This is a genomic window from Arcticibacter sp. MXS-1, assembly GCF_041902385.1.
Lineage (GTDB): Bacteria > Bacteroidota > Bacteroidia > Sphingobacteriales > Sphingobacteriaceae > Arcticibacter.
Genome location: NZ_CP169244.1, coordinates 4,090,537 through 4,113,895, shown reverse-complemented (window position 1 = coordinate 4,113,895; position 23,359 = coordinate 4,090,537). Strand labels below are relative to the sequence as shown.

At 48.7% G+C, this 23,359-nt stretch carries 21 protein-coding genes; 7 read left to right on the top strand and 14 right to left on the bottom strand.

Annotation, left to right across the window (positions count from 1 at the left end):
- Positions 1-18: 18 nt before the first annotated feature.
- Positions 19-1,137 (bottom strand): response regulator, encoded by a 1,119-nt coding sequence (locus ACES2C_RS17805; protein WP_374164411.1) that lies wholly within the window; start codon positions 1,135-1,137, stop codon positions 19-21.
- A 203-nt stretch (positions 1,138-1,340) separates the two neighbouring features.
- Positions 1,341-1,523 (bottom strand): hypothetical protein, encoded by a 183-nt coding sequence (locus tag ACES2C_RS17800; RefSeq protein WP_374164410.1) that lies wholly within the window; start codon positions 1,521-1,523, stop codon positions 1,341-1,343.
- A gap of 241 nt (positions 1,524-1,764) precedes the next feature.
- Between ACES2C_RS17800 and ACES2C_RS17795 the strand changes: the two genes are divergently transcribed.
- The 4 genes from ACES2C_RS17795 to rpmA all read left to right on the top strand — a co-directional run bounded on the left by ACES2C_RS17795 (position 1,765) and on the right by rpmA (position 3,706).
- A complete protein-coding gene (locus ACES2C_RS17795) occupies positions 1,765-2,559 on the top strand; it encodes an MFS transporter (RefSeq protein ID WP_374164409.1) in 795 nt (264 codons plus the stop codon).
- 42 nt (positions 2,560-2,601) lie between these two features.
- A complete protein-coding gene (locus ACES2C_RS17790; protein WP_374164408.1) occupies positions 2,602-2,976 on the top strand; it encodes a hypothetical protein in 375 nt (124 codons plus the stop codon).
- A gap of 69 nt (positions 2,977-3,045) precedes the next feature.
- Positions 3,046-3,357, top strand: a complete 312-nt coding sequence (gene rplU / locus ACES2C_RS17785; protein WP_374166981.1) for a 50S ribosomal protein L21 — start codon at positions 3,046-3,048, stop codon at positions 3,355-3,357.
- A gap of 67 nt (positions 3,358-3,424) precedes the next feature.
- Entirely contained in the window at positions 3,425-3,706 is a 282-nt protein-coding gene (rpmA, locus tag ACES2C_RS17780; protein ID WP_374164407.1) for a 50S ribosomal protein L27, read from the top strand.
- A 144-nt stretch (positions 3,707-3,850) separates the two neighbouring features.
- Here the strand turns inward: rpmA and ACES2C_RS17775 are convergent, their stop codons facing one another.
- The 10 genes from ACES2C_RS17775 to ACES2C_RS17730 all read right to left on the bottom strand — a co-directional run bounded on the left by ACES2C_RS17775 (position 3,851) and on the right by ACES2C_RS17730 (position 20,481).
- Positions 3,851-4,825, bottom strand: a complete 975-nt coding sequence (locus ACES2C_RS17775) for a polyprenyl synthetase family protein (protein WP_374164406.1) — start codon at positions 4,823-4,825, stop codon at positions 3,851-3,853.
- 86 nt (positions 4,826-4,911) lie between these two features.
- On the bottom strand, positions 4,912-7,065 hold the full coding sequence (gene rnr / locus ACES2C_RS17770) for a ribonuclease R (RefSeq protein ID WP_374164405.1): 2,154 nt from the start codon (positions 7,063-7,065) through the stop codon (positions 4,912-4,914).
- Positions 7,066-7,160: 95 nt separating this feature from the next.
- On the bottom strand, positions 7,161-7,874 hold the full coding sequence (locus tag ACES2C_RS17765; RefSeq protein ID WP_374164404.1) for a 3'-5' exonuclease: 714 nt from the start codon (positions 7,872-7,874) through the stop codon (positions 7,161-7,163).
- 18 nt (positions 7,875-7,892) lie between these two features.
- The gene (locus tag ACES2C_RS17760; protein ID WP_374164403.1) at positions 7,893-9,533 is read right to left on the bottom strand and encodes a penicillin-binding protein 1C; all 1,641 of its coding nucleotides are present in this window, start codon (positions 9,531-9,533) and stop codon (positions 7,893-7,895) included.
- A 101-nt stretch (positions 9,534-9,634) separates the two neighbouring features.
- Positions 9,635-10,279, bottom strand: a complete 645-nt coding sequence (locus ACES2C_RS17755; protein WP_374164402.1) for a transglycosylase domain-containing protein — start codon at positions 10,277-10,279, stop codon at positions 9,635-9,637.
- A gap of 11 nt (positions 10,280-10,290) precedes the next feature.
- Complete coding sequence (locus ACES2C_RS17750; protein ID WP_374164401.1) at positions 10,291-15,864, bottom strand: MG2 domain-containing protein; 5,574 nt, start codon at positions 15,862-15,864, stop codon at positions 10,291-10,293.
- A gap of 60 nt (positions 15,865-15,924) precedes the next feature.
- Complete coding sequence (locus tag ACES2C_RS17745) at positions 15,925-16,329, bottom strand: hypothetical protein (RefSeq protein WP_374164400.1); 405 nt, start codon at positions 16,327-16,329, stop codon at positions 15,925-15,927.
- 60 nt (positions 16,330-16,389) lie between these two features.
- Positions 16,390-18,726: a type I DNA topoisomerase gene (gene topA / locus ACES2C_RS17740; RefSeq protein ID WP_374164399.1), complete on the bottom strand. Its 2,337-nt coding sequence runs from the start codon at positions 18,724-18,726 to the stop codon at positions 16,390-16,392.
- Positions 18,727-18,823: 97 nt separating this feature from the next.
- Positions 18,824-19,912, bottom strand: coding sequence for a tRNA 2-thiouridine(34) synthase MnmA (gene mnmA / locus ACES2C_RS17735; RefSeq protein ID WP_374164398.1), 1,089 nt, complete (start codon positions 19,910-19,912; stop codon positions 18,824-18,826).
- A gap of 125 nt (positions 19,913-20,037) precedes the next feature.
- On the bottom strand, positions 20,038-20,481 hold the full coding sequence (locus tag ACES2C_RS17730) for a MarR family winged helix-turn-helix transcriptional regulator (protein ID WP_374164397.1): 444 nt from the start codon (positions 20,479-20,481) through the stop codon (positions 20,038-20,040).
- 142 nt (positions 20,482-20,623) lie between these two features.
- On the opposite strand from ACES2C_RS17730, the gene ACES2C_RS17725 reads away from it, so the two are divergent.
- Complete coding sequence (locus tag ACES2C_RS17725; protein ID WP_374164396.1) at positions 20,624-20,998, top strand: hypothetical protein; 375 nt, start codon at positions 20,624-20,626, stop codon at positions 20,996-20,998.
- A gap of 10 nt (positions 20,999-21,008) precedes the next feature.
- Here ACES2C_RS17725 and ACES2C_RS17720 read toward each other — a convergent pair whose 3' ends face one another.
- Both ACES2C_RS17720 and ACES2C_RS17715 read right to left on the bottom strand, forming a co-directional pair.
- Positions 21,009-21,206: a hypothetical protein gene (locus tag ACES2C_RS17720; protein ID WP_374164395.1), complete on the bottom strand. Its 198-nt coding sequence runs from the start codon at positions 21,204-21,206 to the stop codon at positions 21,009-21,011.
- Positions 21,207-21,260: 54 nt separating this feature from the next.
- Positions 21,261-21,674 (bottom strand): hypothetical protein, encoded by a 414-nt coding sequence (locus tag ACES2C_RS17715; protein ID WP_374164394.1) that lies wholly within the window; start codon positions 21,672-21,674, stop codon positions 21,261-21,263.
- An 81-nt stretch (positions 21,675-21,755) separates the two neighbouring features.
- Between ACES2C_RS17715 and ACES2C_RS17710 the strand changes: the two genes are divergently transcribed.
- Positions 21,756-22,058 carry a hypothetical protein gene (locus tag ACES2C_RS17710; RefSeq protein ID WP_374164393.1) on the top strand — a complete coding sequence of 101 codons (303 nt, stop codon included), beginning with the start codon at positions 21,756-21,758 and terminating at the stop codon, positions 22,056-22,058.
- Positions 22,059-22,611: 553 nt separating this feature from the next.
- Positions 22,612-23,274: a response regulator gene (locus tag ACES2C_RS17705; RefSeq protein ID WP_374164392.1), complete on the top strand. Its 663-nt coding sequence runs from the start codon at positions 22,612-22,614 to the stop codon at positions 23,272-23,274.
- Positions 23,275-23,359 lie beyond the last annotated feature (85 nt).

Sequence of the window (23,359 nt, the reverse complement as noted above, 5' to 3'; positions counted from 1 at the left end):
GCGGCGAAACTGAGAGGGTCAGGCGGGCTGCACTGCCGGGATAGTGAAATAGAACGTTGAACCGAAGCCCGGTTCACTTGACACCCCGTACGTTCCTCTGTGGTATTTGATAATTTCAGAACATATAAACAGGCTGATGCCCAGGCCCTGGAATTCGTTGTATGAAGTTTCTGCCCGGTAGAATTTCTGAAAGAGCTTCGGCATTTTTTCAGGGGCAATCCCAACACCCTTGTCCGTCACTTCTACACGGAAATTATTCCCTTCTATGGTAGTATGAAGAGCAACTTCCCTCTGGTTTTGGGAGTATTTGGCCGCATTAAAGAGGAAATCAAGCATCACCTGCTCAATCTTGCCCTGGTCGCCGTACAGGGTCTCCGGAATTTCTCCGGTTTGAACAATCCTGTAATCAGGATAAATTGTTCTAAATACGTCCATCACACCGTCTACCGCGTCGCTCACTTTAAAAGTCCCCATGTTGAAGGCCATCTTGCCTGCTTCAATGTTAGAAAGATCAAGCATTCCTGATACGAGCAGGTTCAGCTTTTCAATCTGGGCTTCTGTTTTTTTCAGGTAGCTCTTGCTCTCCTCAGTTTTATCCTGGTTATTTATGAGCATCTTTAAAAGCTGCAAATACCCTTTAGCACGAGTCAGTGGTGTTTTCAGTTCGTGACTTGCTATACTTAGAAATTCGTCCTTTTTCTGCTCTGCCGATTTCCTTACCTCGATCTCCTTTGCCAGCTCTTCGTGTGCACGCTTTAACTCGAAGTTCTGCTGCGACAGTTTATGTAAGTTCTTTACCTTAAGTAATAGGATGTCGGGGTCCATCGGTTTGGTGATATAATCATACCCCCCGGTCATATAGCCCCTGGTAATAAACTCTTTGGTGGTATTTACGGCCGACAAGAAAATGACAGGTATGTCCTTGGCCCTGCTGAACCCTGATAATGCTTCAGCAACCTCAAAGCCATCCATCCCTGGCATTTGAACATCCAATATAATCAGCGAATACACGTTTTTAAGCACTTTCCTCAAAGCCTCTTCCCCTGATCGGGCTTCGTCTACGGCGAAATCGTTTAGCTCAAGTATCTTTCTGAGACCGAGTAGGTTCTCCGAAAGGTCGTCTACAATTAAAATCATCCAGATGTGTTCTACTAGTATTCAACGACTATGTAAACCATAGCGTACATCACCTTGGTCAAACACGTATTTTTACGATTTGTTCCGAAAAATCTTGAAACAAACAACAAGAGCCCCGATTGGTTCGGAGCTCTTGCAAGGTTGTGTTAATTGTAATTGAGGATAAGCAATCCCGTTTAACAGGGGCAGATGTATTAATACTTTTATTTGCTCTGAGTAGTGTCTGCAGGAGCACTTGTTGTATCAGTAGGTGTACTGGTGGTGTCTTTTGTAGTATCCTGCCAAACTACGTTACTCTTAGAAACATTTACCTGATGGCTTGTAGTACTAAACGCTGTTGCACCTGCGAAAGCCAATATAGCTGCTGAAAACAATACCTTTTTCATAGTCTTTAATTTTTAATTGTTAACGATGTCTAGAGTATAAGAATAGTCGTGCCAATTGCTCAAAAAGAACAAAAGAGCGCTAAAAACGCTAAAAAAGACGATTTGCCGCGCGGTTGACAGTAAAGCTTGTTGAATAAGACGACACAGTGTGGAGTTTAGAAAAATACATTTCTGTTAATTCAACAGTTGTGTGACTGATTTCGCTCGTCTCAAAGGCAGAATTTGAATTACTTTGCCCCAGATGCATAAAGATGGAAAGGAGACAGGCGTGAGTGGCACTACCCCAAAACTGACCAAGGCGGGCCTTTGGCTAATGGCGGCCGGGTCGGGGCTTGTAGTTGCAAATAACTATTACAATCAGCCGCTGCTGGGGAAGATCGCAGCGACGTTTCATATCTCTCAATCAAAAGCTGCGGTAGTATCTGTGCTTACTCAGATCGGATATGCCGTAGGGTTACTCTTCATTATTCCACTGGGTGACCTGCTTCGAAGGAAGAGGTTAATCCTTGTCGATTTTGCTTTTATTCTTGCGGCCTTGTTATTAGCCGCGTCGGCTGCTAATATTCATATTCTGATGGCCGCAAGCTTTATGATTGGTGTCACTTCTGTGGTGCCTCAGCTGTTTGTACCCATGGCAGCACATTTAGCAAGGGAAGAAGAAAGAGGCAAGGCGATCGGTACGGTGATGAGCGGTTTGCTGATTGGTATTCTTTGTTCGCGAACGCTGAGTGGCTTTGTAGGAGAACACTATGGATGGCGGGCAATGTTCTATATTGCTGCGGGAGTAATGGTGGCCCTCTGGCTGGCGCTTGCTGTCTGGCTGCCCGAAGTTTATCCAGACTATAAAGGTAGTTATAAGGAGTTAATGGCGTCTCTGATAAAATATGCCAAGACCGAGCCGGCGCTTAGAATAGCATCCCTGCGAGGGGGCTGGGTTTTGCCGGATTTGGAGCATTCTGGACCACCCTGGTATTTTTACTGCAAGGGCCTCCTTTTAATTCGGGCAGTGATGTGGCCGGAGCATTTGGACTGGTAGGGGCGGGGGGCGCGCTAGCTGCTTCGGTAGTAGGACGAATAAGTGACCGGATGGATAAGGAAGCTGATCACTATTACCTGCCTGATGACCCTTGCTGCATGGCTGGTCTTCGGTTTTTCAGCGGCTAGCATGGCCGGTCTAGTTATCGGTGTGGTGCTGCTCGACCTCGGACTTCAATCCATGCACATAGCCAACCAGACGATTATCTTTGCGCTGCACCCTGAAGCACGAAACCGCTTAAACACAGTTTATATGGTTTCCTATTTTATTGGCGGCGCTTCTGGTACGTATATCGCCGGGCAGGCCTGGACCATATGGCAATGGAACGGAGTGGTAGCTGTGGGGCTTGTCCTGAGCTTGCTGACGGTTGCCGTGCATTTGCTGGGCGGAAAGAAGTCAAAACACCTCGCTAAATAAACTTTTCCGCTCTTGTTTGTTAAAAATGCATTTCCTATATTTGCACCTCATTTAAAAAAATATCTAACAATGTACGCAATAGTAAATATAGCCGGACAGCAATTCAAGGTTGCAAAAGACCAACAAATCTTTGTACACCGTTTACAAGGAGAAGAAGGCGCTAGTATTGAATTTGACAATGTATTGTTAGCTGCAGACGGAAGTAGTATCAAAGTTGGTGCAGATGCACTGAACGGAGCTAAGGTTTCAGCTAAGATCGTGTCTCATTTAAAGGGCGATAAGGTGATCGTTTTTAAAAAGAAACGCCGCAAAGGTTACAAGAAAAAGAACGGACACCGTCAGCAGTTCACTAAGATTGAAATCACTGGAATTTCTCTCTAAGAGATAGTAGAAATAATAAAAAAAGTATTAACCTGAATTGACCTTCAATTCAAAAAGATAAAAAAAGATGGCACACAAAAAAGGTGTTGGTAGTTCCAAGAACGGTCGCGAGTCGCATAGCAAGCGCTTAGGTATCAAAATTTTTGGTGGTCAGGATGCTATTGCAGGAAATATCATCGTTCGTCAGCGTGGTACTAAGCACCACCCTGATAAGAATGTAGGTATTGGAAAAGATCACACGTTATTTGCGTTAGTAGATGGCAAAGTAGTATTCAGAAAGAAGGCTGACAACAAATCCTATGTTTCTGTTCTTCCAGTAGAAGCTGCTGCTGTTGTTGCAGAACAATAGAGTACAATACATATTCAAGAAAAAGAGGCTGTCTCAGATTGAGTTCAGCCTCTTTTTTTGTTCTTATTTCGCCATAGGTTGTTTATAGAGCTCATATTTGCCTTTACGGCTCCTATCACCGGTAGCGAAGCCATTTGCTAATGGCTAGTTTTCTCTCACCAATAACTTTTCTGCAAAATCTTTAAACAGCTGCTTCTTGTCATCAGGGGCAGTGACGCGGGCAAGAAAGGAAAGTGCCTTTTCAGCGTAATGATTCATTTCTTCCTCCGCAAGTTGCCTTACGCCTAAGCGGGTATAGATATCGGTGATCGATCTGACTTTGGCAGCGGGGTCGGACTCTTCAGCATTTAGCCAATACTGCAGTTCTTCTTCATCCAGACCTTCTGCAATATCCATTGCTTTGATGAGCAGGTATGTTTTTTTGTTGGAAAGAATATCGCCGCCTACTTGTTTACCGAACTTATCCGGATCACCGTAAACATCCAGGATATCGTCCTGAAGCTGGAATGCAACACCCAGGCTCTCGCCGAAACGGTAAAGGTTGTCTGCATCTTCGTCTCCCGCGTTTGCAATCAAAGCGCCGATCTTGAGACTTCCGGCAAGCAATACAGCAGTTTTAAGCCGGATCATTTCAATGTATTCTGCAATAGTAACGCCTTCAGAAGTTTCGAAGTTCATATCCATTTGCTGACCTTCACACACGCCAAGTGCCGTGCCTGTAAACACATCGGTCACTTTCTTTAGGACAGCTTGCGGAACATGCGTAAGCAGACGGAAAGACTCCACCAGCATGACGTCACCGGAAAGGATGGCCACATTAGGATTCCATTTTGAATGAACGGTCTCCTTGCCTCTCCTTAAGGGGGCATTATCCATAATGTCGTCGTGCATTAATGTCGAGTTATGGAACAGCTCAATTCCCAGGGCTGGCGGAAGTGCGCTTATCACGCTTCCTTCGAACAGATCACAGGCCATCAGAAGCAGGACAGGTCGCATGCGTTTGCCCCCAAGGCCCAGAATGTACCTGATGGGTTCATACAATTCGGAAGGCTGTGCCGGGTACTCCTTTTCTGCTACCTGCTTGTTAACTAAGTCCTGTAATTGAGCTATTGAATACATATGATATTAAATGTCGACGAAAATACAAAAAAATAGATGAGCACACGGTTGAATGCGGCCCATCTCTCTTTTCTGATGCTTGTCTTTTAGTCGCTGCTGCGGTTTTTGTCGTCAGCAACAAGCGTAAAATCGATCTGTCTTTTCGCCAGGTCTACCTTTCTTACCAGTATCCTCACATCATCTCCGAGCTGGTACACCTTCTTTTTTCTCTGTCCGATAATGCAATAATTCTTCTCATCGAGAACGTAGAAGTCGTCGGTGATGTCTCGCAATCTGACCATTCCCTCGCATTTATTTTCGACGATCTCAACATACATCCCCCACTCTGTGACACCTGAAATGATGCCGTCGTATTCTTTTCCGATATTTTCTTCAAGGAACTCGGCCTGCTTGTATTTTACAGAGGCGCGCTCCGCATCCGCAGCTTTCTTCTCCATCTGGGAGGCGTGCACACACATCTTTTCGTACTCTTCCTCGTTGACCGACCGGCCACCTTCCAGGTAGTGTTCTAAAAGGCGGTGGACCATCACATCCGGGTAACGACGGATAGGAGAGGTGAAGTGTGTATAGTAGTCGAATGCGAGACCATAATGGCTCGACTTTTTGGTCGTATATATCGCTTTCGCCATAGAACGTATTGCCAGATGCGTCAGCACGTTCTGTTCTTTCTTGCCCTCCACATCTTCCATTAAATGATTCAGCGACCGCGCAATTTCCTTATCCGATTTCGTGTTAATTTTATATCCGAACCGTGCCGCGAACTGAGCAAAGCCCAGCAGGGTCTCCTGATTTGGAGCGTCGTGCGAACGATACACGAAGGTTAGTTTTTTCTTGCCCCGGCCTTTCTTTGCAATGAATTCCGCTACTTTCCTGTTGGCCAGCAGCATGAAGTCCTCTATCAGCTTATGTGCATCTTTGCGCTCTTTGACGTAAACACCAACAGGCTTGCCGTCAGGGTCAAGCTTAAACTTCACTTCCGTGGTTTCAAAGCTGATTGCGCCCTGCTTAAATTTCCGCTCCCGGAGTTTATAAGCCAGGCCGTTCAGGATGTCGATCTCGTGCTTCAGTTCCTGAGAGTGTCCTTCTATCACTTCCTGCGCCTCTTCATACGAGAAGCGGCGATCTGAATGGATGATTGTCTTTCCAAACCATTGGTTGATAAGATGAGCCTCTTTATCCAGCTCGAATACAGCGGAAAAGCAGAGCTTATCTTCGTTGGGTCTAAGCGAGCAAACGCCATTAGAGAGACGTTCGGGGAGCATTGGGATTACGCGGTCGACCAGGTAGACGGATGTGCCGCGTTCAAATGCTTCTTTATCTAATGGGTTTCCCGAATTTACATAATGAGTGACGTCGGCTATGTGGACACCAACCTCGTAATTTCCATTGTCGAGGTAGCGGAACGATATGGCATCGTCGAAATCCTTGGCGTCCTGCGGGTCAATGGTAAAGGTAAGCACGTCCCTGAAATCTCTTCTTTTCTCTATCTCTTCAGCCGGAATCTCTTCCGGTATGGCATTTGCCTCTTCTTCCACTACCTCAGGGAACTGCAGCGGGAAGCCGTATTCCGCCAGGATCGCATTCATTTCCGTATTGTTCTCTCCCTGTACACCGAGTACCCGGGTAACAGAACCAATTGGATTCTTTGCACCCTCCGGCCAGTCCGTGATCTTTGCTATTGCTTTTTCGCCATGTTGCGCGCCATGCAGCTCTTCAAGAGGAATAAAGATATCATGCAGCATCTTCCGGTCGTCGGGTATGAGAAAAGCAAATCGCTCTGATACCTTCACAATACCGGTGAAATCCATTTTTGCCCGCTCAAGAATCTCAATAACTTCTCCTTCCTTACGCCGGCCCTTGCTTTTTGCAAAGACGTAGATCTGCACCTTATCGCCGTTGAGGGCGGTTCGCAGTTTTCTTGGCGCAACATAGATGTCCTCCTCGAACTCGTCGTCGGGGATAATAAAGGCAGACCCGTCGCTGGTCATAGAAACCGTTCCGCTCAGGAGCGTCTTCTGTTCCTTCAGCTGGAACTTTCCGCGCTCGATCTCCTTGAAAAGGCCTTTTTTACTTTCATCCTGAAGGACGCTCAGGATCAACTCCTTCGATTCAGGGTCGTTTAGGTTGAGCTTTGAAGCGATCTGCTTGTAGTTGAGAGGCTTGTTGCCACTCTTCTCGAAGATGTCGCTGATGAGCTGATTAAAAACTAATAGTATATGTCCTGATTTTCTTTTTGCCATTTATAATTTCTTTCAATAATAAGTATAACAGCCAAAGCTGCCGGAAGTTAAATATTTTATTAATTACAGAAAGGAACGGTCCACTAAGGGAAGACCTAGTTTACTATCACAACGTCCTCATCTTTCATGGGCGCAAGCTCCTTAAAGCGGAGGAGCAGCTGCGCTGTGGTGATCACATCTTTCTGACAATAGGTCGCAATGCGGTTCAGATCATGTTCTTCCCAGTACACCCGGTAAACATCGGAGCCGCTGATGTCGTCCTTGGGAGTAGGGATATTGAATACTGCAGCCAGGAGATTCAGGGATGTATAACTTTTAAAATCGCCAAATTTCCAGAGCTCCAAGGTGTCAATATGATTGACCTCCCAGGGCTTCTTTCCGCTGATCCGGAGCTGAGAGGGGATGCATAGCTCGTTGATAAGCGTTCTGCGGCAGAGATAGGGGAAGTCAAATTCCCTTCCGTTATGGGCACATAAAGTAAGGTTTGATGGCTGCTTGTCAAGTAAGGCCATAAAATCCTGCAGCAACTTGCACTCATCATCTCCTGCGAACGATTTAACTCTTAAGCCTATCCGGTCTGCTTGCCTGGTAAAAATGCCGACTGAAATACAGATGATCTTCCCAAACTCAGCCCAAATACCAGCACGGCTGTATATATCAGCAGCAGTTTCTCCGTCCTTTCTTTGCAATGTGCTTTTCCTTTCCCAAAGGTCACGAAAGATTTCAGGCACCTCTTCAAAGGAAGGATACTGAGGAACAGTTTCAATATCGAGAACCATTACCTGCTGAAGATCGATCGTTTCAAGCATATCACACAAACATACGTATTAATTTCTTTCCTTATCAAGTACCCGGAACGTTTGCTCCAGCCGGTTTCCGTCGCGGTCAACGAGTGTGATGGTATGCAGGCCGGGCGAAGGACTGAAGGCCATCTGGTGAGGTCCTTCCGTTTTGCCTATGTACCGGTGATCCAGGTGCCAGAAGATCGGTTCTCCTTCCTGACTGTGCGCAGCAGTAAAGATCATCTGTCCTCGCGAACCTCCTATTTCAACCGGAATGTATACTTCTGCATTATTCCTTGGATAGATCAGTTCCATAGCGCTTTTTTCAGACTGCTCCCGTTCATCGCATCCTGGAAGAAAAAGGGGCAGGGGCTTGTATCCGTAATTTTTGGTCTTATAATAGTATTCCATTGCAGGCGGGAGGACGAACCAGTACCGGTGGATCATGTCAGATGGAGCCATACAGCGGTCAGTAACCTGCCATTTTCCCGTCTTATCGAGATGTACCAGACGGTTATACGGACATACCGGTGCTTTAAGCGCGCTGGAAGGCAGCCACGTCTCTGCCTGATGGGCACAACCCTTAACCGCCCTCATGCCGCTTTCTGAACATACACGTACTCTTACCATCTCCTTTTGCGGCTTCCTGAACCATCTCCTGGCAGCGGGGAGCAAGCGAAATATGTCAAACATGATCGGCGCTGCTGCATCTATGCCGGTGAGTCCTGGCCGCCCTTCACCATCAGCGTTGCCTGCCCAAACCACAACGACATGATCGGGAGTAAGGCCAAGGGCCCATGCATCCCGAAATCCGAAACTTGTGCCCGTTTTCCATGCGATCCGCTGCGAGGATTCAAAGCGCTGCCACAGCTGCTCTTCTCCGGGTCTCATCACTTCGTTCATGGCTTCAAAGGTATACCAGGTGGCTGCACGTCCCATGTCGTAACTTACCTCCCCGCTTCCCCCCGTGGGTGCTGCTGTCTCCAGATGATATCCGGGTAATGACCATTCGGGCAGGTCGCCCTCCGCTTCCAGCCGGCGGGCCATACTCGCATAGACTCCTGCTAGCTCCCACATGCTCACTTCGCAGCCCCCAAGAATGAGCGACAGCCCGTAAAAATCAGCCGGTTTATTAAGCGTTGAAATTCCGCAGCTTTTGAGCATGCTGTAAAAGCGACTGTACTTGTATTGCTGCAGCATTCTGACAGCAGGAACATTGAGCGAACGTGCCAGCGCTTTTGAAGCAGGTACGGCGCCGTCGTATCCCAGATCGTAGTTGTTGGGCTGGTAGCCGGCAATCTGAGTGGGAATGTCGGGCACAAGGGTGTTAGGAAGAATGTATCCCTCGTTTAACATCGCCGCATACAAGAGGGGCTTCAGCGTACTGCCCGGACTGCGCCTGGCCTGTATGATATCGACATGACTCTCAATTTCCGTGTTCTTGGGCTGGTATATATTACCGATATAAGCGACTGCTTTCCCCGTATGCACGTCAAGCACAAGTGCGGCCATGTTATTTACCCCGTTGGCTGCCAGCCGGCCCTGATGATTCAGGAGTACCGTATTTACCCGCTCCTGCAAGTCCATCCTGATCGATGTCCTGATCCTGGTCTCCCTCGAATTCCCTTTCCTGAAGTCTTTCTTCGCCAGGTCGAGAAGGTGAGGAGCAATCTGAGGAAGAGGCAAGGGATGTTCCGGTACAGGCTCCAGCCTGGCCAGTGCAGCATCTTCTGCGCTGAGAATGCCCTCTCTCTGGAGAGCATTGATCAGACGGTTTCGTTTCCGGATTAAAACGGCTCGGTTGCGGCCCGGATGGACAAGGGAGGGGAGTTAGGCAGTACGGCGAGTGAAGCCATCTCCCCCCAGGAAAGTTCGGCCGCAGGCCTTGCAAAGTATCGCCACGACGCTGCTTCCAATCCCACCACATTTGTCCCGAACGGCGCATTGGCGGCATAAAGCCCGAGTATCTCTTCCTTGGAGTAACCTAGTTCCAGGCGGAGTGCCTGTATTGCTTCGATAAGCTTGTTGCCAAAGTTCCTTTTTGAAGTTCTTGACAACCGGATCACTTGCATGGTGATCGTACTTCCACCGCTCACCACCCTGCCTGCACTGATATTCTCGCGCATCGCCCTCGCTATAGACAATATATCCACGCCGGGGTGGTAGTAAAAGCGCTTGTCTTCAAAAGCCAGAATACATTTCTTAAACTTCTCGGGTACTGAGTCTCCCGCAGGGAACCGCCATTGTCCATCATCTGCAATAGAGGCACTAAGCAGGCGTCCTTTATAGTCTTCGAGTACAAACGATGAAGGCGTTTTAAAAAGAGGAGAGGGGAGGCAAAACCAGAAAGCAAAGAGCAAGGCTATACAAAGCCACAGCCCGCTCTTTTGCTTTCGTGTCAGTCTTTTATACCAGTCCAGTACTCTCCCCATCCGCTGTTGCCTTACTTAGAGGGCACTACTTCTACCCATCGGCCCTTTTCTGAGGCGTTAATGCTGTTGTCGTACATCGCCTCGCAGTACACCGGCGGAAGATAGAAACGGCCGATATAAGAAGCATTTAGTAACACGTAAAACGTTACTTCCTTACCCTCGTCTACGCTGAAGTATGTGTTCACGCGGTCGTCTCGAATATCCCGGTAGTCGGGCTTCGAGCCATACGCACCGTCCTGGTCCATTAATCTTGTATTGATAATTTCCCAGCCAGAAGGAAATAGCTGAGTAAGAGCCATATTAACGTATTTACCTCTCTTGCCCGGGTTTATTACATTTACCTGCGCTATAAAGTCTGTCCCCTGCACCAGCCTTCCCGGGTCAATCACCTGCCCCTTAGTGCTGAAGTATCCTACCCGCATGGTGAGAATATCAGGGTTACTGTATCCTGCCGGTTCTTGCCCCATTAATGGCTGTCCCTGCGTGATGAGCCGGGCGAACAGCCTGTTCTTTCCGCGGTTGCTTACTACTGCCATTCCTTTATCCGAAGGCGTTGTCATTTGCCAGAGATGGTAGTTGCTGCTTATATCCTTTCCAGACTTGCCGATGACATAAGAGAACTGCAGTTTCGCGCCTTTATTACTTCCGCAATACCTGGAAATCGCGATCAGGGCATAAGCGGTCGATTGGGTGCTGTACCATTCGTGCTGAGACAGCCTGGCAGCCAGCGTTCCGATCAGTCTTCCTGCCTGCTGTTTTCTGCCGAGCAATGTCAGCGTTTCCAGGATCATGGCTTCATCTCTCAGGTCAGACCCGAAGGTGCCGAACTGCTGCTTATAGGGTTTTACTGCGAGCGGCAGGCCCTGGATTAGTCTTGCTGCAGCTTCCGGCTGTCCGGCGATATGATAGGCAGCGGCGAGTCTCCACTTTGCGGCGGGCGACAAGTACTTGAACTCGCGCAACCTGTTCATTGCTCCGAGTTCAGGAGCCTGAGCCAGGGCCAGGACGTACAGGCGATATGCCTGAAGGAGATCGCTTCCATAGAAGCTGGTGGTAGAAGGTGACCACGATAAGGCCTTTGACCGCTGGAATTTTTTCCAGGGGCCAAGGAATGCGGGAGGCAGGGAATAGCCCATTGCCGATGCTTCCAGCATAAAGTGACCGGTATAATTGGTACTCCATTCGTCAGCCTCTGCATCTCCCGCCCAGTAAGCCATTCCACCTTCATGTGTTTGGAATCCCTGCAGCCTGTGAATGGCGGCTTTGATGTTCCGGTCGGCCTCTGCTTTCCGGGGAGCAGAAAGGTCGGTCAGGCCGCTCAGATAGAGCTGAGGAAAAGCGGCAGAGGTAACCTGTTCGGCACAGCCATGAGGATATTGCAGCAGGTATCCAAGACGCTGCTGTAGATTGAGAGCAGGGATGGAGGATACCTCCAGCGTGGTTTTAGCGCCTCCTGCAGCTGCGAAACCAGCAAATGCCGACTTCCATGCCGCTCCTGGCTCTATTATCTTTTCGGTCGTCCTGGTCATCACCGGATTAGGATTTCTCACGTTCAGCTCTACATCGTAGTATGCCGTTTCTTTTCCGCTCCTGGCTGTTACCCGTACTTTTCCAACGCCCTGAAAGTTCCTCGTCTTTAAGTTGAATACAGCCATCTGTTCCCCCGGCCGCGTAAAGTTGATAACTGTACCAATCGAGGATGAAGCAAAGGCTGTTGATGTTACCTGAACGCTGACCCTTTTTACCGACTGGTCAAGAGCAAAAACGGTGACAGGCAATCGTATTTCTTCGGTCGGCGCCAGAACGCGTGGGAGTGTGCCCAGCACCATCAGTGGTTTCTTTACTTGCACAGCCTTTTCTGCGTAGCCATACGTCCCATTCTCTCCGGCGATCACCATGGTCCGTACTGAGCCGATGTATGGCGGCAGGGTGAGCTGGTGGGTATTCTTTTGTCCGGCTCCCAGCGTGAAGGGTCCGAGAAATTTTACAACCGGCTTAAATCTGTTCGACATGGGGTTCTTTGGTCCTTTTCCGGTCTGGCGGTCTCCTCCGATGCTTAAGATACGTTGCAGCTCGCCGCCGTAGGCGCCGACCACAAAATCGAAAAGATCCCAGGTCTTAACACCGAGGCCTTCTCGTGCATAAAAAGACGCGTGAGGATCAGGCGTATTAAATCCGGTGATATCAAGCAGACCTTCATCTACCACAGCCAGCGTATAGGTCATCGGCTTGCGGGAGGCCTCTGTAACAGAAATGGAGGACCGGGTTTCAGGACGTATGACTGAAGGCATAGAAATGACAGGCTTTAATATCGTTGCCGGATTCTCAACTTCCAGCGGAATGACGCCATACATGCGGATCGGCAGGTCGTTAACCGTTTGCGAGTGGGGCTGCAGAAGCGTTACGTTGACGAAGATGTTAGGACTCATCTCACCAGTGGTTTCAAAGGTATAGCGCGTCTCGCCTTTGCGCGTGTCGATCCATGTACTGCTGATCACCCTGCTTCCCGTCTCAATACTGATGAGTGCCCTTCCATTTGCAGGCGTCGGGATGGTGAGCGTAGCCTTTTCGCCCACTTTGTACTTTTCTTTATCGGCAGTAAAAGACAGCATCGCCGCTTCGGTCGGATTTTCATTCTGCAGTCGCTGTGACCAGTTCGGCCAGTCAACGTAGACCACTTTGCCCGCCGCATGTCCTGTTTCCGGGTCTCTCACCCGAATGAGAAAGCGCCCCCATTCAGGCTCGTCTACACGAAGCGTCCACCGGCCTTTTCCATTCACCAGTCGCACCTTCGAGGTGCTTACAAGCTTGTTATATTCATCCTGAGTGAAGTTGCTGATGGAATTCTCGTCTTCGTCCCACCACCAGCGCCATTGGATCTTATACAACTCAACTTCTACATCTTTTATTCCCTTCAAAGCGTTTCCCTGCGGGTCTACAGAGGCAATGTCAATGAGATGGTCTTGCCCGGTGACGAGCATATTTGAAAGACCCTTTCCGTCAGGCGTTCGCAGCCCCACATACGATGCATAAGGGCTGTAGGGGAGGCTCAGCTGACTAATGCTGAAGTTGCCGCCCGGCTCAAACACCTTTACCAGGAAGTTGGCCCGCAACATGCCTGGCGCTGCCTGTTCAGTGCTGATGTTCGGAGTAAAGGATGCCACTCCGTTTTCGTCAAGATTTCCTTCAAACACGGTTTGCGTCTGGGAGTTGTAGGGACGGGTGGGATCATCAAACGAGAATCCTGCATAGTTCGGGAATACCGTGGGGGCCGCAGAAACAAAAGCGTCTACTTTGCTCTTCAGATTACGCGCAATCCCGCCAAAAAGCCATCTTGAGCTGAGTGTTGCATTAAGCTGCTCACCTTTAACCAGCTGCTTTTTTCCTGCAAAAGACAGGTTGACCTTAAGCCGGTTGGGCATGATCGTCTCAATGCGGATCCGTTTTTCAAACAGGGCTCCTCCTGCTCTTATCCGGGCAAGCCAGTTGCCTGTGGGCGAATTCGACTCTGTAGCTGTTTTAAATGTGTAAAATCCATTGACTGACTGGCTGGTAGAGCGTTTTTGATAAAGCTGTCCCTGAGGAGTGAAAAGTTCAAAGCTGACAGGGTGCCCGGTGGGCAGCCTGTTCTCTCTGTCGTCAAGGATGAAGCTGATAAATAGCGAATCGCCCGGCCGCCATACACCTCTTTCACCGTAGATAAAGCCTTTGAGCCCTTTCTGAACCTGTTCTCCGCCTGTATTAAACCGGCTTAATGGTAAAGAGCTTCCATCATCCAGCTTAAGATAAGCCCGTTCATCTCCCTTCTTTCCTATCAGGAGATAGGGTTTGCGCTTGAGCTGGACGGAAGCCATTCCGTCCCCGCCTGTTTCTGCCTGACCGACTATCTGCTGCTGATAGTCAAGAAATTCAAGTGTAACCCCACTCATCGGCTGCGCGGTAAGAATATCTGTAGCAGCAATCTTAAATGCGTTGTTGCTGCCAGCCTTTGCAATCAAACCAATGTTAGAGGCTAGGACATTTCTTGAGGCCCAGCGCTCCTTATTATAATAGGAACTGCTGCAGGGATTTTCGCGTTCGTCCCAGTTGTAGCCATACGGATAGTAATTGTCATACCGGCTCCAGAACTCATCATCCTCATCTATCCCGGAGCTATATCCTTCATTTTCACTGTTCCGCTCAATTCCGTTTTCACTTAGCCCCCCGCTGCTGCCCTGGCAGGAATATACCGAGTAGGAGGGGCGGAACCCGATCGTAATTCTGTAGATCGCTCCCGGTTCTGTCCTCACCAGCTTGTCCACATCCAGCATAAACCTCGTCTTCCGGTGCAGATTAATGCTCTTATCCTCATCGAGCCTGATAGTTGCCTGTTTTACCGGCCTGCCCACCTGCCTGAGGGAGTACTCCCCGTCCAGACCGTTCTGCTGCAGATACTGCGGAATGTTGTTGCTATAGATCTTGATGATCGATACATCCACTGCCTTCAAATTGACTGCTTCAAATGGCATCATAAGCTTTCCCGACTGGGGAAGGATCACTCCCTTTCCAGGGATGGTTACAGAAGGAAGGCGGTTTTCAAAAAAGATATTTCCCTTAAAGCTTGTGCTTAGCTTCTTTCCGGATATGTTCTCGATGCCCTCGTTCACAAACACGCCCATATTTCCTTCGAGCCGTGCTGCGGGGTAGAGCTTCACCTCGCTGCCCTGAATGGAGTACGCCGGCATTTCAGAATTAGTGATACCTAGAAGTCCGTTCAGTTCCTGTCCCACGCGTACAGGGTCAGAAAACTGCACCAGTACGTATTGCTCATTGTCTTGTATCGCCTTAATGTCGAGTACCTTAAAGTCGCCGAATGCCGGAACCTCCAGCACTTTTGATCCCGACCGCTCAATGGAAAGCGGGTCGCCATCCCATTCTATGCGCAGCCTGGAAGGGCTCTTGTCCCGTTCAATTCCTTCCACCACAAACTCGTGCCTTCTGGTGTCATTGTTATGCTGCCATTTCATTTTTGCGCCAGCCACACCGCTCACAGACAATAGTTTTTCTACGTCAGCTTCGTCCTCCGCGTCAGCCATCGTGAGCACTCCCGTAAGCTCCATCTTATTGAGGGAGCGCGGACCCGAGGCGCGCAGGCCTCTCAGTTCGACCTCGAAATCGGGCCTGATCGTTTGAAAGTCAAATTGGAAGTCTTCCAGCCCTTCGGCTACCGGCGTCACCTTGTCTAAATGAAACACCACTTCATATTTTTGATCAGGCTTGAATTCCTCATCGGGTCTGAACTCGAGCGTTCTCGAATCCGTCCAGTACGTCTTCCCTTTTACAGAAGGAGACAGTTCCACAATGTCGTCAGGCAGAGCAGCTCCGCTCACTACGTTCTGAACGTCACTTGCTAAGCGGATGCGAATTGAACTTTCGCGTGAGATAATCCCGCTTGTATAACTCTCCAGATACTTGTCGTAGGCGGAGAGGTCGCGCTCTTTGGATGCTCTTAGTTTCCAGTACGTAATACCGGCAATGATCGAGAGGACAGCAACAACAGCAAGGGTTAGGACTTGCTTTTTGGTCAGGTGCTTTAAAGCAGACATAGAAAAGATTTTCAGGAAAGTTAGGAAGATTTGCAATAATGCAAAAGAGAAAAAAGGGTGCTATTTAATCATGACGCCCGGCTTATTTACCTTAGGAATACGCATCATATTCGATTCAACAATGCTCTCGGGAAGGAAGATGAATTTTTTATCATAGATATGGTCGTCAATATAATAGCTGAGCCAGTATTCATTTGTAAGGCCGAACACCTGCTCGTCTATTGCTTCAATTAACGCATATTCGCCCGACTCAACATCGCCGATCGAATGTCGCAGCACAGAAGTCTTCACATCCTTGCCGTCCTTCTGGCCGTACCCTTTAGATGACACAAGAACGGTGCGAATGGCCTCATTTTTAAGATTAACAAGATAAACGTTCCAGACCTTTGCTTCCGGGCTTTCTTTTTCCAAAACCACGGCAATTGCAATATCTTCAACAACGTTCTCAGGCAGATCTTTTTTCATGGAATTTGATTTGGATAGGGTATGGGATCCGGGATCCCATACCCTATAAATACTTTGAACTTACTTTTTTCTGGTGAAGCGACCTTTCTTCTTTGGCTCCTTTTCAGCCGCTTCTGCCAGCACTTTGATCTCTTCAAAGGTAAGGTCTTTCGGTTCCTTTCCCTTAGGCATCTTGATATTCTGCTTACCAAATTCGATGTAAGGTCCCCAACGGCCGTTGAGAATCTTCACCGCAGGATCTTCATCGAAAGTCTTGATCAGCTTTTCTGAGTCTTTCTTGCGCTTTTCAAGAATGATCTCCACCGCCTGCTCCTCAGTGACGCTGTGCGGATCGACACCCTTGGGCAGCGAATAAAAGGCACTGTTGTGTCTGATATACGGACCGAAGCGGCCGATGGCAACGGTCATCTCTTTTTCTTCGAACATGCCAACCTTCTTAGGTAGCTTGAAGAGTTCGAGCGCTTCTTCCAATGAGATGGTCTCGATCATCTGACCGCTGCGAAGGCTTGCATAACGGGGTTTTTCTTCTTCTTCAGCTTCGCCTATCTGCACAAATGGTCCAAACCGGCCGATCCTCACCGAAACTTTTTTACCGCTTTCAGGATCCACTCCCAGTTCGCGTTCCCCGCGCGCCTTCTCTGCTGTCTCAATGGTGTTCTGAACCTCCTTATGGAAAGGACTATAGAAAGACTTCAGCATCTCCGTCCATTCCTTCATCCCGTGAGCAATCTCGTCGAACTCCTTTTCTACACTGGCAGTAAAGTGGTAGTCGACTATATCCTTGAAGTACTGGATGAGAAAATCGTTAACCACAGCACCAATGTCTGTCGGGAATAATTTCGACTTCTCTGCACCCGTTACTTCCGACTTTGTCTCTTTCTTTACTTCCCCGTTTGCGAGAGTAAACACGCAGTAGTTGCGCGTCTTGCCTTCGCGGTCCTCTTTTACCACATAACCGCGGTTCTGCACGGTTGATATCGTCGGAGCATAGGTAGACGGGCGACCAATGCCCAGTTCTTCCAGTTTCTTCACCAGACTTGCCTCCGTGTACCGTGCAGGGGGCCTGCTGAACCGTTCGGTGGCCTTAATCTCCTGACTTGTCAGTTCTTGTCCCCGCGTAAGAGGAGGGAGGATAGGATTGTCGCTTTCTTCATCCAGCTTCGTATCAGGCTCGTCGTCGGTTGACTCCATGTACACCTTCAGAAAGCCGTCAAACTTCATTACTTCGCCGTTGGCAACAAAGAGTTCGTTGCGGCTCGACACGCTGATCTTCGCAGTTGTTTTCTCAAAGCGCGCTTCTGTCATCTGGGAGGCGATTGCGCGCTTCCAGATCAGCTCATAAAGTCGTTTTTCTCCGCTGTCGCCTTCTACGGTGTGCTGGTCGAAGTAGGTAGGACGAATCGCTTCGTGAGCTTCCTGAGCGCCCGCAGACTTAGTCTTGAACTTCCTGCGCTCGTGGTACTGAACCCCATATGCTCCTTTAATCTCATTGGCGGCGGCATCCTGTGCATACTCAGAAAGGTTTACAGAATCGGTACGCATATAGGTGATCTTACCCGACTCATACAGCCGCTGCGCCAGCGTCATCGTGCGCGATACAGAAAAACCAAGCTTCCGGCTCGCTTCCTGCTGCAACGTAGAGGTTGTAAAAGGAGGGGCGGGACTCCGCTTAGTAGGACGCGTGTCAAGGTTCTCAACGCGGAAGGCTGCACTGCGGCAGTCCTCCAGGAACTTCGTCGCATCGGCTTCCTTCTCAAACCGTTCTGGCAACTCGGCTCTAAAAAGCTCTCTTGCTTTTCCGGTAGAAAATATAGCTGTTATCTTGTAGGCAGCGGTAGCCTTAAATTTATTTATTTCACGCTCTCTTTCGACGATCAGCCGGACCGCCACAGACTGTACTCTTCCCGCCGAAAGAGAGGGCTTTACCTTCTTCCACAGCACCGGAGAAAGCTCAAAGCCAACCAGCCGGTCAAGTACACGCCTGGCCTGCTGTGCATTAACCAGGTTATAGTCAATCTTCCTCGGGTTTTCAATGGCCTTCAGGATAGCAGGCTTTGTTATTTCATGAAAAACAATCCGTTTTGTGTTGTCTTCCTTTAGCCCCAGAGTCTCGAATAAGTGCCAGGAGATCGCTTCACCCTCCCGGTCTTCATCGGAAGCGAGCCATACCGTCTCAGCCTCCTTCGCCAGCTTCTTCAGTTCGCTCACCACCGCCTTCTTATCGGCCGGCACTTCATATCTCTGGTTGAAATTGTTGTTAACATCTATTGCGTCGTCTGTTTTGACAAGGTCGCGGATATGTCCATAGCTCGACTTCACCATGAACTCTTTTCCAAGGTAGCCTTCTATGGTTTTTGCTTTCGCAGGTGACTCAACGATTAGTAAGTTTTTCGCCATTCAAGAAATCGTTTTTTTGCAAATAAAGGCATTAATCGATCTACTGCAAAATACAATTACTTTAAATTTATGTGAAATGGCTCAGCCGGCGGGCCACTTAAAGCAGAAATCCGCCCCCTAATAAATCGTTGCCTTCGTAGAATACGGCCGACTGTCCTGGCGCTATTCCTGCTACAGTCTGGTGGAAGTTTACCTCCATTATGCCCTCTCTTTCAACGATTGTGCTCATTGCGCCGGCATCTTTGTACCTGATCTTTGTTACCGCTTCGAGAGGCTCGGTGATGTTCTCATATTTGATGAGGTTCAGCCCGCGGACCAGTGCCACACTTTTTTGTAATTCATCCTGTGTACCCAGTACTACCGTATTGGTCTCAGGAACAATTTTAGTGACGAACATGGGCTGACCAAGGGCAATGCCAAGTCCCTTGCGCTGCCCGATGGTATAAAAAGGATAGCCCTGGTGCTTGCCTACCACGGTTCCGTCGGTCAGTACAAAGTTTCCCCCTGTTACTTTTTCGTCGAGGTCCTCCACACGGTGCCTCAGAAAGGCCCTGTAATCATTATCCGGCACGAAGCAAATTTCGTAGCTCTCGCTCTTCTTTGCCAGGTCGGTCTGCCCCATATCCAGAGCCATCTGTCGTATTTCAGCCTTGGTGAAGCTGCCGAGCGGGAATTTAGTGCGGGCCAGGTTCTTTTGCGATACGCCCCAGAGAACATACGACTGATCCTTATTTTCATCTTTCCCCTTTGAAATGACATAGCGTCCGTTATCATGGACACGGATGTTTGCATAATGGCCGGTAGCAATAAACTCGCAGTCGAGCTTATCAGCGCGCTTGAGCAGCGCTTCCCACTTGATGTGTGTGTTACAGAGTACACAGGGATTCGGCGTTCTTCCTGCCAGATACTCGTCTACGAAATTGTCGATCACAAAATCGCCAAACTCATTGCGAATGTCGAGTATATAGTGAGGAAAGCCATAGGAGACAGCAAGCGAACGAGCGTCATTGATGGAATCGAGACTGCAGCAGCCTGTTTCCTTTGAAGAGCTTCCTGAAGACGCATAATCCCAGGTCTTCATTGTCAACCCGATAACCTCATAACCCTGTTCATGCAGCATGACAGATGCGACCGAGCTATCAACCCCACCACTCATGGCAACTAAAATTCTTCCGTGCTTGCTCATATTGAGCTGCAAAGATAAGGCTTATCAGTTGCTTTTGCCTGTAACACTCGTCAATGCGTTGTAAAATGTCAGACCTTCGGCCTGGGGCCGACTCAAACTAGGGAGACATACCGTTTGCTATGCAACTAAATTTCTGCGTCGTGAAGGTTCTGATAAACCTGATTAAGCACCTTCTTGCATACCGCCATTTCTTCCTCCCCAATGTTACCGATCGCGTGCTCATAAGTCTCCTTAACTATCGCAGTCGAAATTTCTTCAATTGACTTGCCTTTGGCAGTAAGATACACAAAGCGTACCCTGCGGTCAATACGGTCGGGAACCCGAACGATAAGGTTCTGTTCCTCAAGTTTATCCAGCAGACGGGTAATGCCGGCCTTCTCTCTGAATGTACGTTGCCCCAATTCTTGCTGAGTACAACCGTCTTTCTTCCAGAGGATCTCCAGGATTGACCACTGCTCCATAGTGATGTCAAGATCATGTTTCCTGAAAGTACGAAGCAGAATGCGGTTGACGAGCAGGCTGGTGCGGCCAATGATAAAGTTATAGATGTCTTCGTCGTGGGCTTTCATTTTTTAGTTTCCTAAGCAACTACTAAAATAACAAATTGTTTGCGTTCCGGCTTACAGAAGGGATTTTTTATATCTTTTGCCCGGATGGCCGACAGTGGAACGGTTTTTGAACCACCTTAAGCACCTATAAAAAACATTAGTTATGAGAAAGCCAATTTTCTTTGCGCTGGTTCCCTTAGTGGCACTGGCCTTTACAAATCCGAAAGTGAACACGAACCGGGTGAGTTCAATGGATCCTAACGTTGTACTTCAGGACACCACGGACACAAGTCGTACCCCGGCGCCAAGTCCGACTCCAACGCCAAGTCCGACTCCGAACCCGACTCCAACGCCAAATCCAACCCCGACGCCGGACCCTACACCGTCGCCAACTCCAACTCCGAGTCCAACACCGACTCCTAGTCCGACGCCAACACCAACACCAACTCCTAACCCCGGACCGACATCTACGCCCTCACCGGGACCAACATCTACTCCGTCACCTGGCTCTTCTGGGTCGTCAAGCCCGATGGGATAAGGATTACGTATCATATATTATGAGAGAGCCGGCCCGAGCCGGCTTTCTTCATGATAGAACGCGCATGATCGCCGCAGGTATGCATATTCTGAGGGATTGCTTTCGTAACGGCGCTTTGTTCCTGACGCTTCAGGCCAGCGGCTGTTTTTAGTCGCTGATCCACTTCCCGGATCACTGCTAAATGCCTGTTTCTACAAGTAGCTTTCAAACCCTGACACTTCGTGTGGATCACGACCCATCCTATGTCGAGCTAATCTATTCTTTAATTAGACACACTTATTTGAGCACATTCCAGCCTTATTTGGACCTCCCTGCTCTCATCGTTTCGACGTGTGCTGATACCCCCGTTCGTTTGGTCTTTTACTGTTCTTCGCTTGTTCTTCGACAGTTTGCCGTCGTTTTTTCGTCCTTTCTTCGCTTCTGCTTCGTTTCTGGTTCGTTCCTCGTTCGTTCCTGCTTCGTCGTTTCTTCGTCGCTGCTTCGTCGTTTCTTCGTCTCCGCTTCGTCGTTTCTTCGTCTCGGCTTCGTCGTTTTGCCGTCTCCGCTTCGTCGCCGGATTTGCAGGACGTAGAAAATTAGCAGAAAAAGTGACGGCCAAGGTACGGCCGAGGTAATAATCAGGACAGAGACAGGTACGATTTTGCCCAAACCGGTTGCCGGGGAGTAGTAAGAGCATGTTTGATTTGAGAATTTTATAGTAGAAAGAACTTTGAAATACAAAGTATTATAATTAGCTTTGTAACACAAAGTAGAATTTATGATGAATAGTATGATCGTGCAAAACAGAAGACTAATGATGATTATGGCAGGAGCGGTGGCTTTACTGCTCATGCCCTTTTTAGCAATGCAGTTCACTAGTGACGTGAACTGGACAGCGTCCGATTTTGCCATTGCTTCGGTAATGTTGCTAGGAACAGGCCTTGTCTGCGAACTGGTGCTCAGGAAAGTGACGAGGCCGCGAAGCCGGTTTCTTCTTTGTGCGCTCGTTCTGGCTGTTTTGCTAGTTGTTTGGGTTGAACTGGCTGTGGGGCTGTTCGGCACCCCATTCGCGGGGAATTAGAGCTTGCGCGTGTTTGCACCCCTCAAACGGTACACACTGTCCTTTTGCCGGGAGCCACAGCGTTTAGGCATTAAGACACGATTAGAAACAGAAACGCCACAACTGTCCTTTTGCCTGAGCCACGGCGTTTAGGCATTATGCCGGATCAGCAGTGAATGGCGCAAACTGTCCTTTTGCCTCTAAAAAGCGGCATAGGATTGTATTAATTGAAACGACAGAAGATTGAGACTGGCTAGAACCGTGCAAGAAGCTGTTTTTGACGAGTTGCAACATGTACAAAAGCGGAAACAGGACCAGAGCCGCTGTTTAAACACTTTACGCTCAAGATCCTTAAATTTAAAAAGCTACGCCTAGGCTTTCATCTCTTTTAGGCTGCTGGAGAAATTTAAGAAGGCCTGTCAGTCCGGAGCGGAGAGAACGTGCAGGAGTTCGCCCGGTAAATGTTGGTAGAAATACGGGAAACCGTACAAAAGATTTGCGTGCGTCTATTAGTTTTGGCGCGGAAGAGAGAATTGTACACCTATTCCTTTTTCCTGATTGCACGATAATCAAAATGCTGAAGAACGTACTACTAGCAGAAGACTACGAAAATACAAGTCTAACCATTCGAAAAACACTTGCCAACTTTGGGATCGCCGCGACCGACGAGGCCCACCATATTGAAGATGCTTTAGTCAAAATAGCAGAGCGGGTTGAGGAAGATCCGTATGACCTGCTTATTACAGACCTGAGCCTTCGGGAAGAGGGGCAAATACAAAAGACAGGCGGGGGGCAGGGGTTGATAGCTGCTGCAAGGCAAATACAGCCCGATCTGAAGGTGCTCGTTTTTTCAAGGGAGAGCAAGGCGGCTGTAATTGAAAAGCTGTTCAACGACTTGAATGTTGACGGATACGTCAGGAGGGGACACAACGATACACATGAGTTACGTCTCGCTCTGGAGAATATTGCGAGAAATCGGCGCTATTTTCCTCCTGAACTCAGACTCATGATCAAGCAAAAGAATACTTACGATTTTACAGAGTTCGATATTCTGATCGTGCTGTTATTATCTCAGGGGATGAGACAAAAGGACATTCCGAACTATTTGAAGGAGAATCTGATCACGCCTTCAGGCTTGAGCAGTGTAGAAAAACGGCTCAGACGGATGAAGGAAGCTCTTGGGTTTTCCAAGAACGAGCAGCTTGTTGCCTTCTGCAAAGACATGGGTATTATCTGAACGAATTGGAGCGATTACGGGAATCCGTAAAAATTACTAAAGCTCGTCAGTTATCTTTGTGCTGTAAGACGGGGCATCAAAACTT

What these genes read in the sequence shown, in the direction of transcription:
- ACES2C_RS17800 (WP_374164410.1), bottom strand. Translation starts at nt 1,523, where the DNA reads ATGAAAAAGGTATTGTTTTCAGCAGCTATATTGGCTTTCGCAGGTGCA.
- ACES2C_RS17795 (WP_374164409.1), top strand. Translation starts at nt 1,765, where the DNA reads ATGCATAAAGATGGAAAGGAGACAGGCGTGAGTGGCACTACCCCAAAA.
- ACES2C_RS17775 (WP_374164406.1), bottom strand. Translation starts at nt 4,825, where the DNA reads ATGTATTCAATAGCTCAATTACAGGACTTAGTTAACAAGCAGGTAGCA.
- ACES2C_RS17725 (WP_374164396.1), top strand. Translation starts at nt 20,624, where the DNA reads ATGAGAAAGCCAATTTTCTTTGCGCTGGTTCCCTTAGTGGCACTGGCC.
- ACES2C_RS17705 (WP_374164392.1), top strand. Translation starts at nt 22,612, where the DNA reads ATGCTGAAGAACGTACTACTAGCAGAAGACTACGAAAATACAAGTCTA.
- rnr (WP_374164405.1), bottom strand. Translation starts at nt 7,065, where the DNA reads ATGGCAAAAAGAAAATCAGGACATATACTATTAGTTTTTAATCAGCTC.
- ACES2C_RS17805 (WP_374164411.1), bottom strand. Translation starts at nt 1,137, where the DNA reads ATGATTTTAATTGTAGACGACCTTTCGGAGAACCTACTCGGTCTCAGA.
- ACES2C_RS17715 (WP_374164394.1), bottom strand. Translation starts at nt 21,674, where the DNA reads ATGCTCTTACTACTCCCCGGCAACCGGTTTGGGCAAAATCGTACCTGT.
- ACES2C_RS17710 (WP_374164393.1), top strand. Translation starts at nt 21,756, where the DNA reads ATGATGAATAGTATGATCGTGCAAAACAGAAGACTAATGATGATTATG.
- ACES2C_RS17755 (WP_374164402.1), bottom strand. Translation starts at nt 10,279, where the DNA reads ATGGGGAGAGTACTGGACTGGTATAAAAGACTGACACGAAAGCAAAAG.
- ACES2C_RS17765 (WP_374164404.1), bottom strand. Translation starts at nt 7,874, where the DNA reads ATGCTTGAAACGATCGATCTTCAGCAGGTAATGGTTCTCGATATTGAA.
- ACES2C_RS17745 (WP_374164400.1), bottom strand. Translation starts at nt 16,329, where the DNA reads ATGAAAAAAGATCTGCCTGAGAACGTTGTTGAAGATATTGCAATTGCC.
- rpmA (WP_374164407.1), top strand. Translation starts at nt 3,425, where the DNA reads ATGGCACACAAAAAAGGTGTTGGTAGTTCCAAGAACGGTCGCGAGTCG.
- ACES2C_RS17730 (WP_374164397.1), bottom strand. Translation starts at nt 20,481, where the DNA reads ATGAAAGCCCACGACGAAGACATCTATAACTTTATCATTGGCCGCACC.
- ACES2C_RS17750 (WP_374164401.1), bottom strand. Translation starts at nt 15,864, where the DNA reads ATGTCTGCTTTAAAGCACCTGACCAAAAAGCAAGTCCTAACCCTTGCT.
- rplU (WP_374166981.1), top strand. Translation starts at nt 3,046, where the DNA reads ATGTACGCAATAGTAAATATAGCCGGACAGCAATTCAAGGTTGCAAAA.
- mnmA (WP_374164398.1), bottom strand. Translation starts at nt 19,912, where the DNA reads ATGAGCAAGCACGGAAGAATTTTAGTTGCCATGAGTGGTGGGGTTGAT.
- topA (WP_374164399.1), bottom strand. Translation starts at nt 18,726, where the DNA reads ATGGCGAAAAACTTACTAATCGTTGAGTCACCTGCGAAAGCAAAAACC.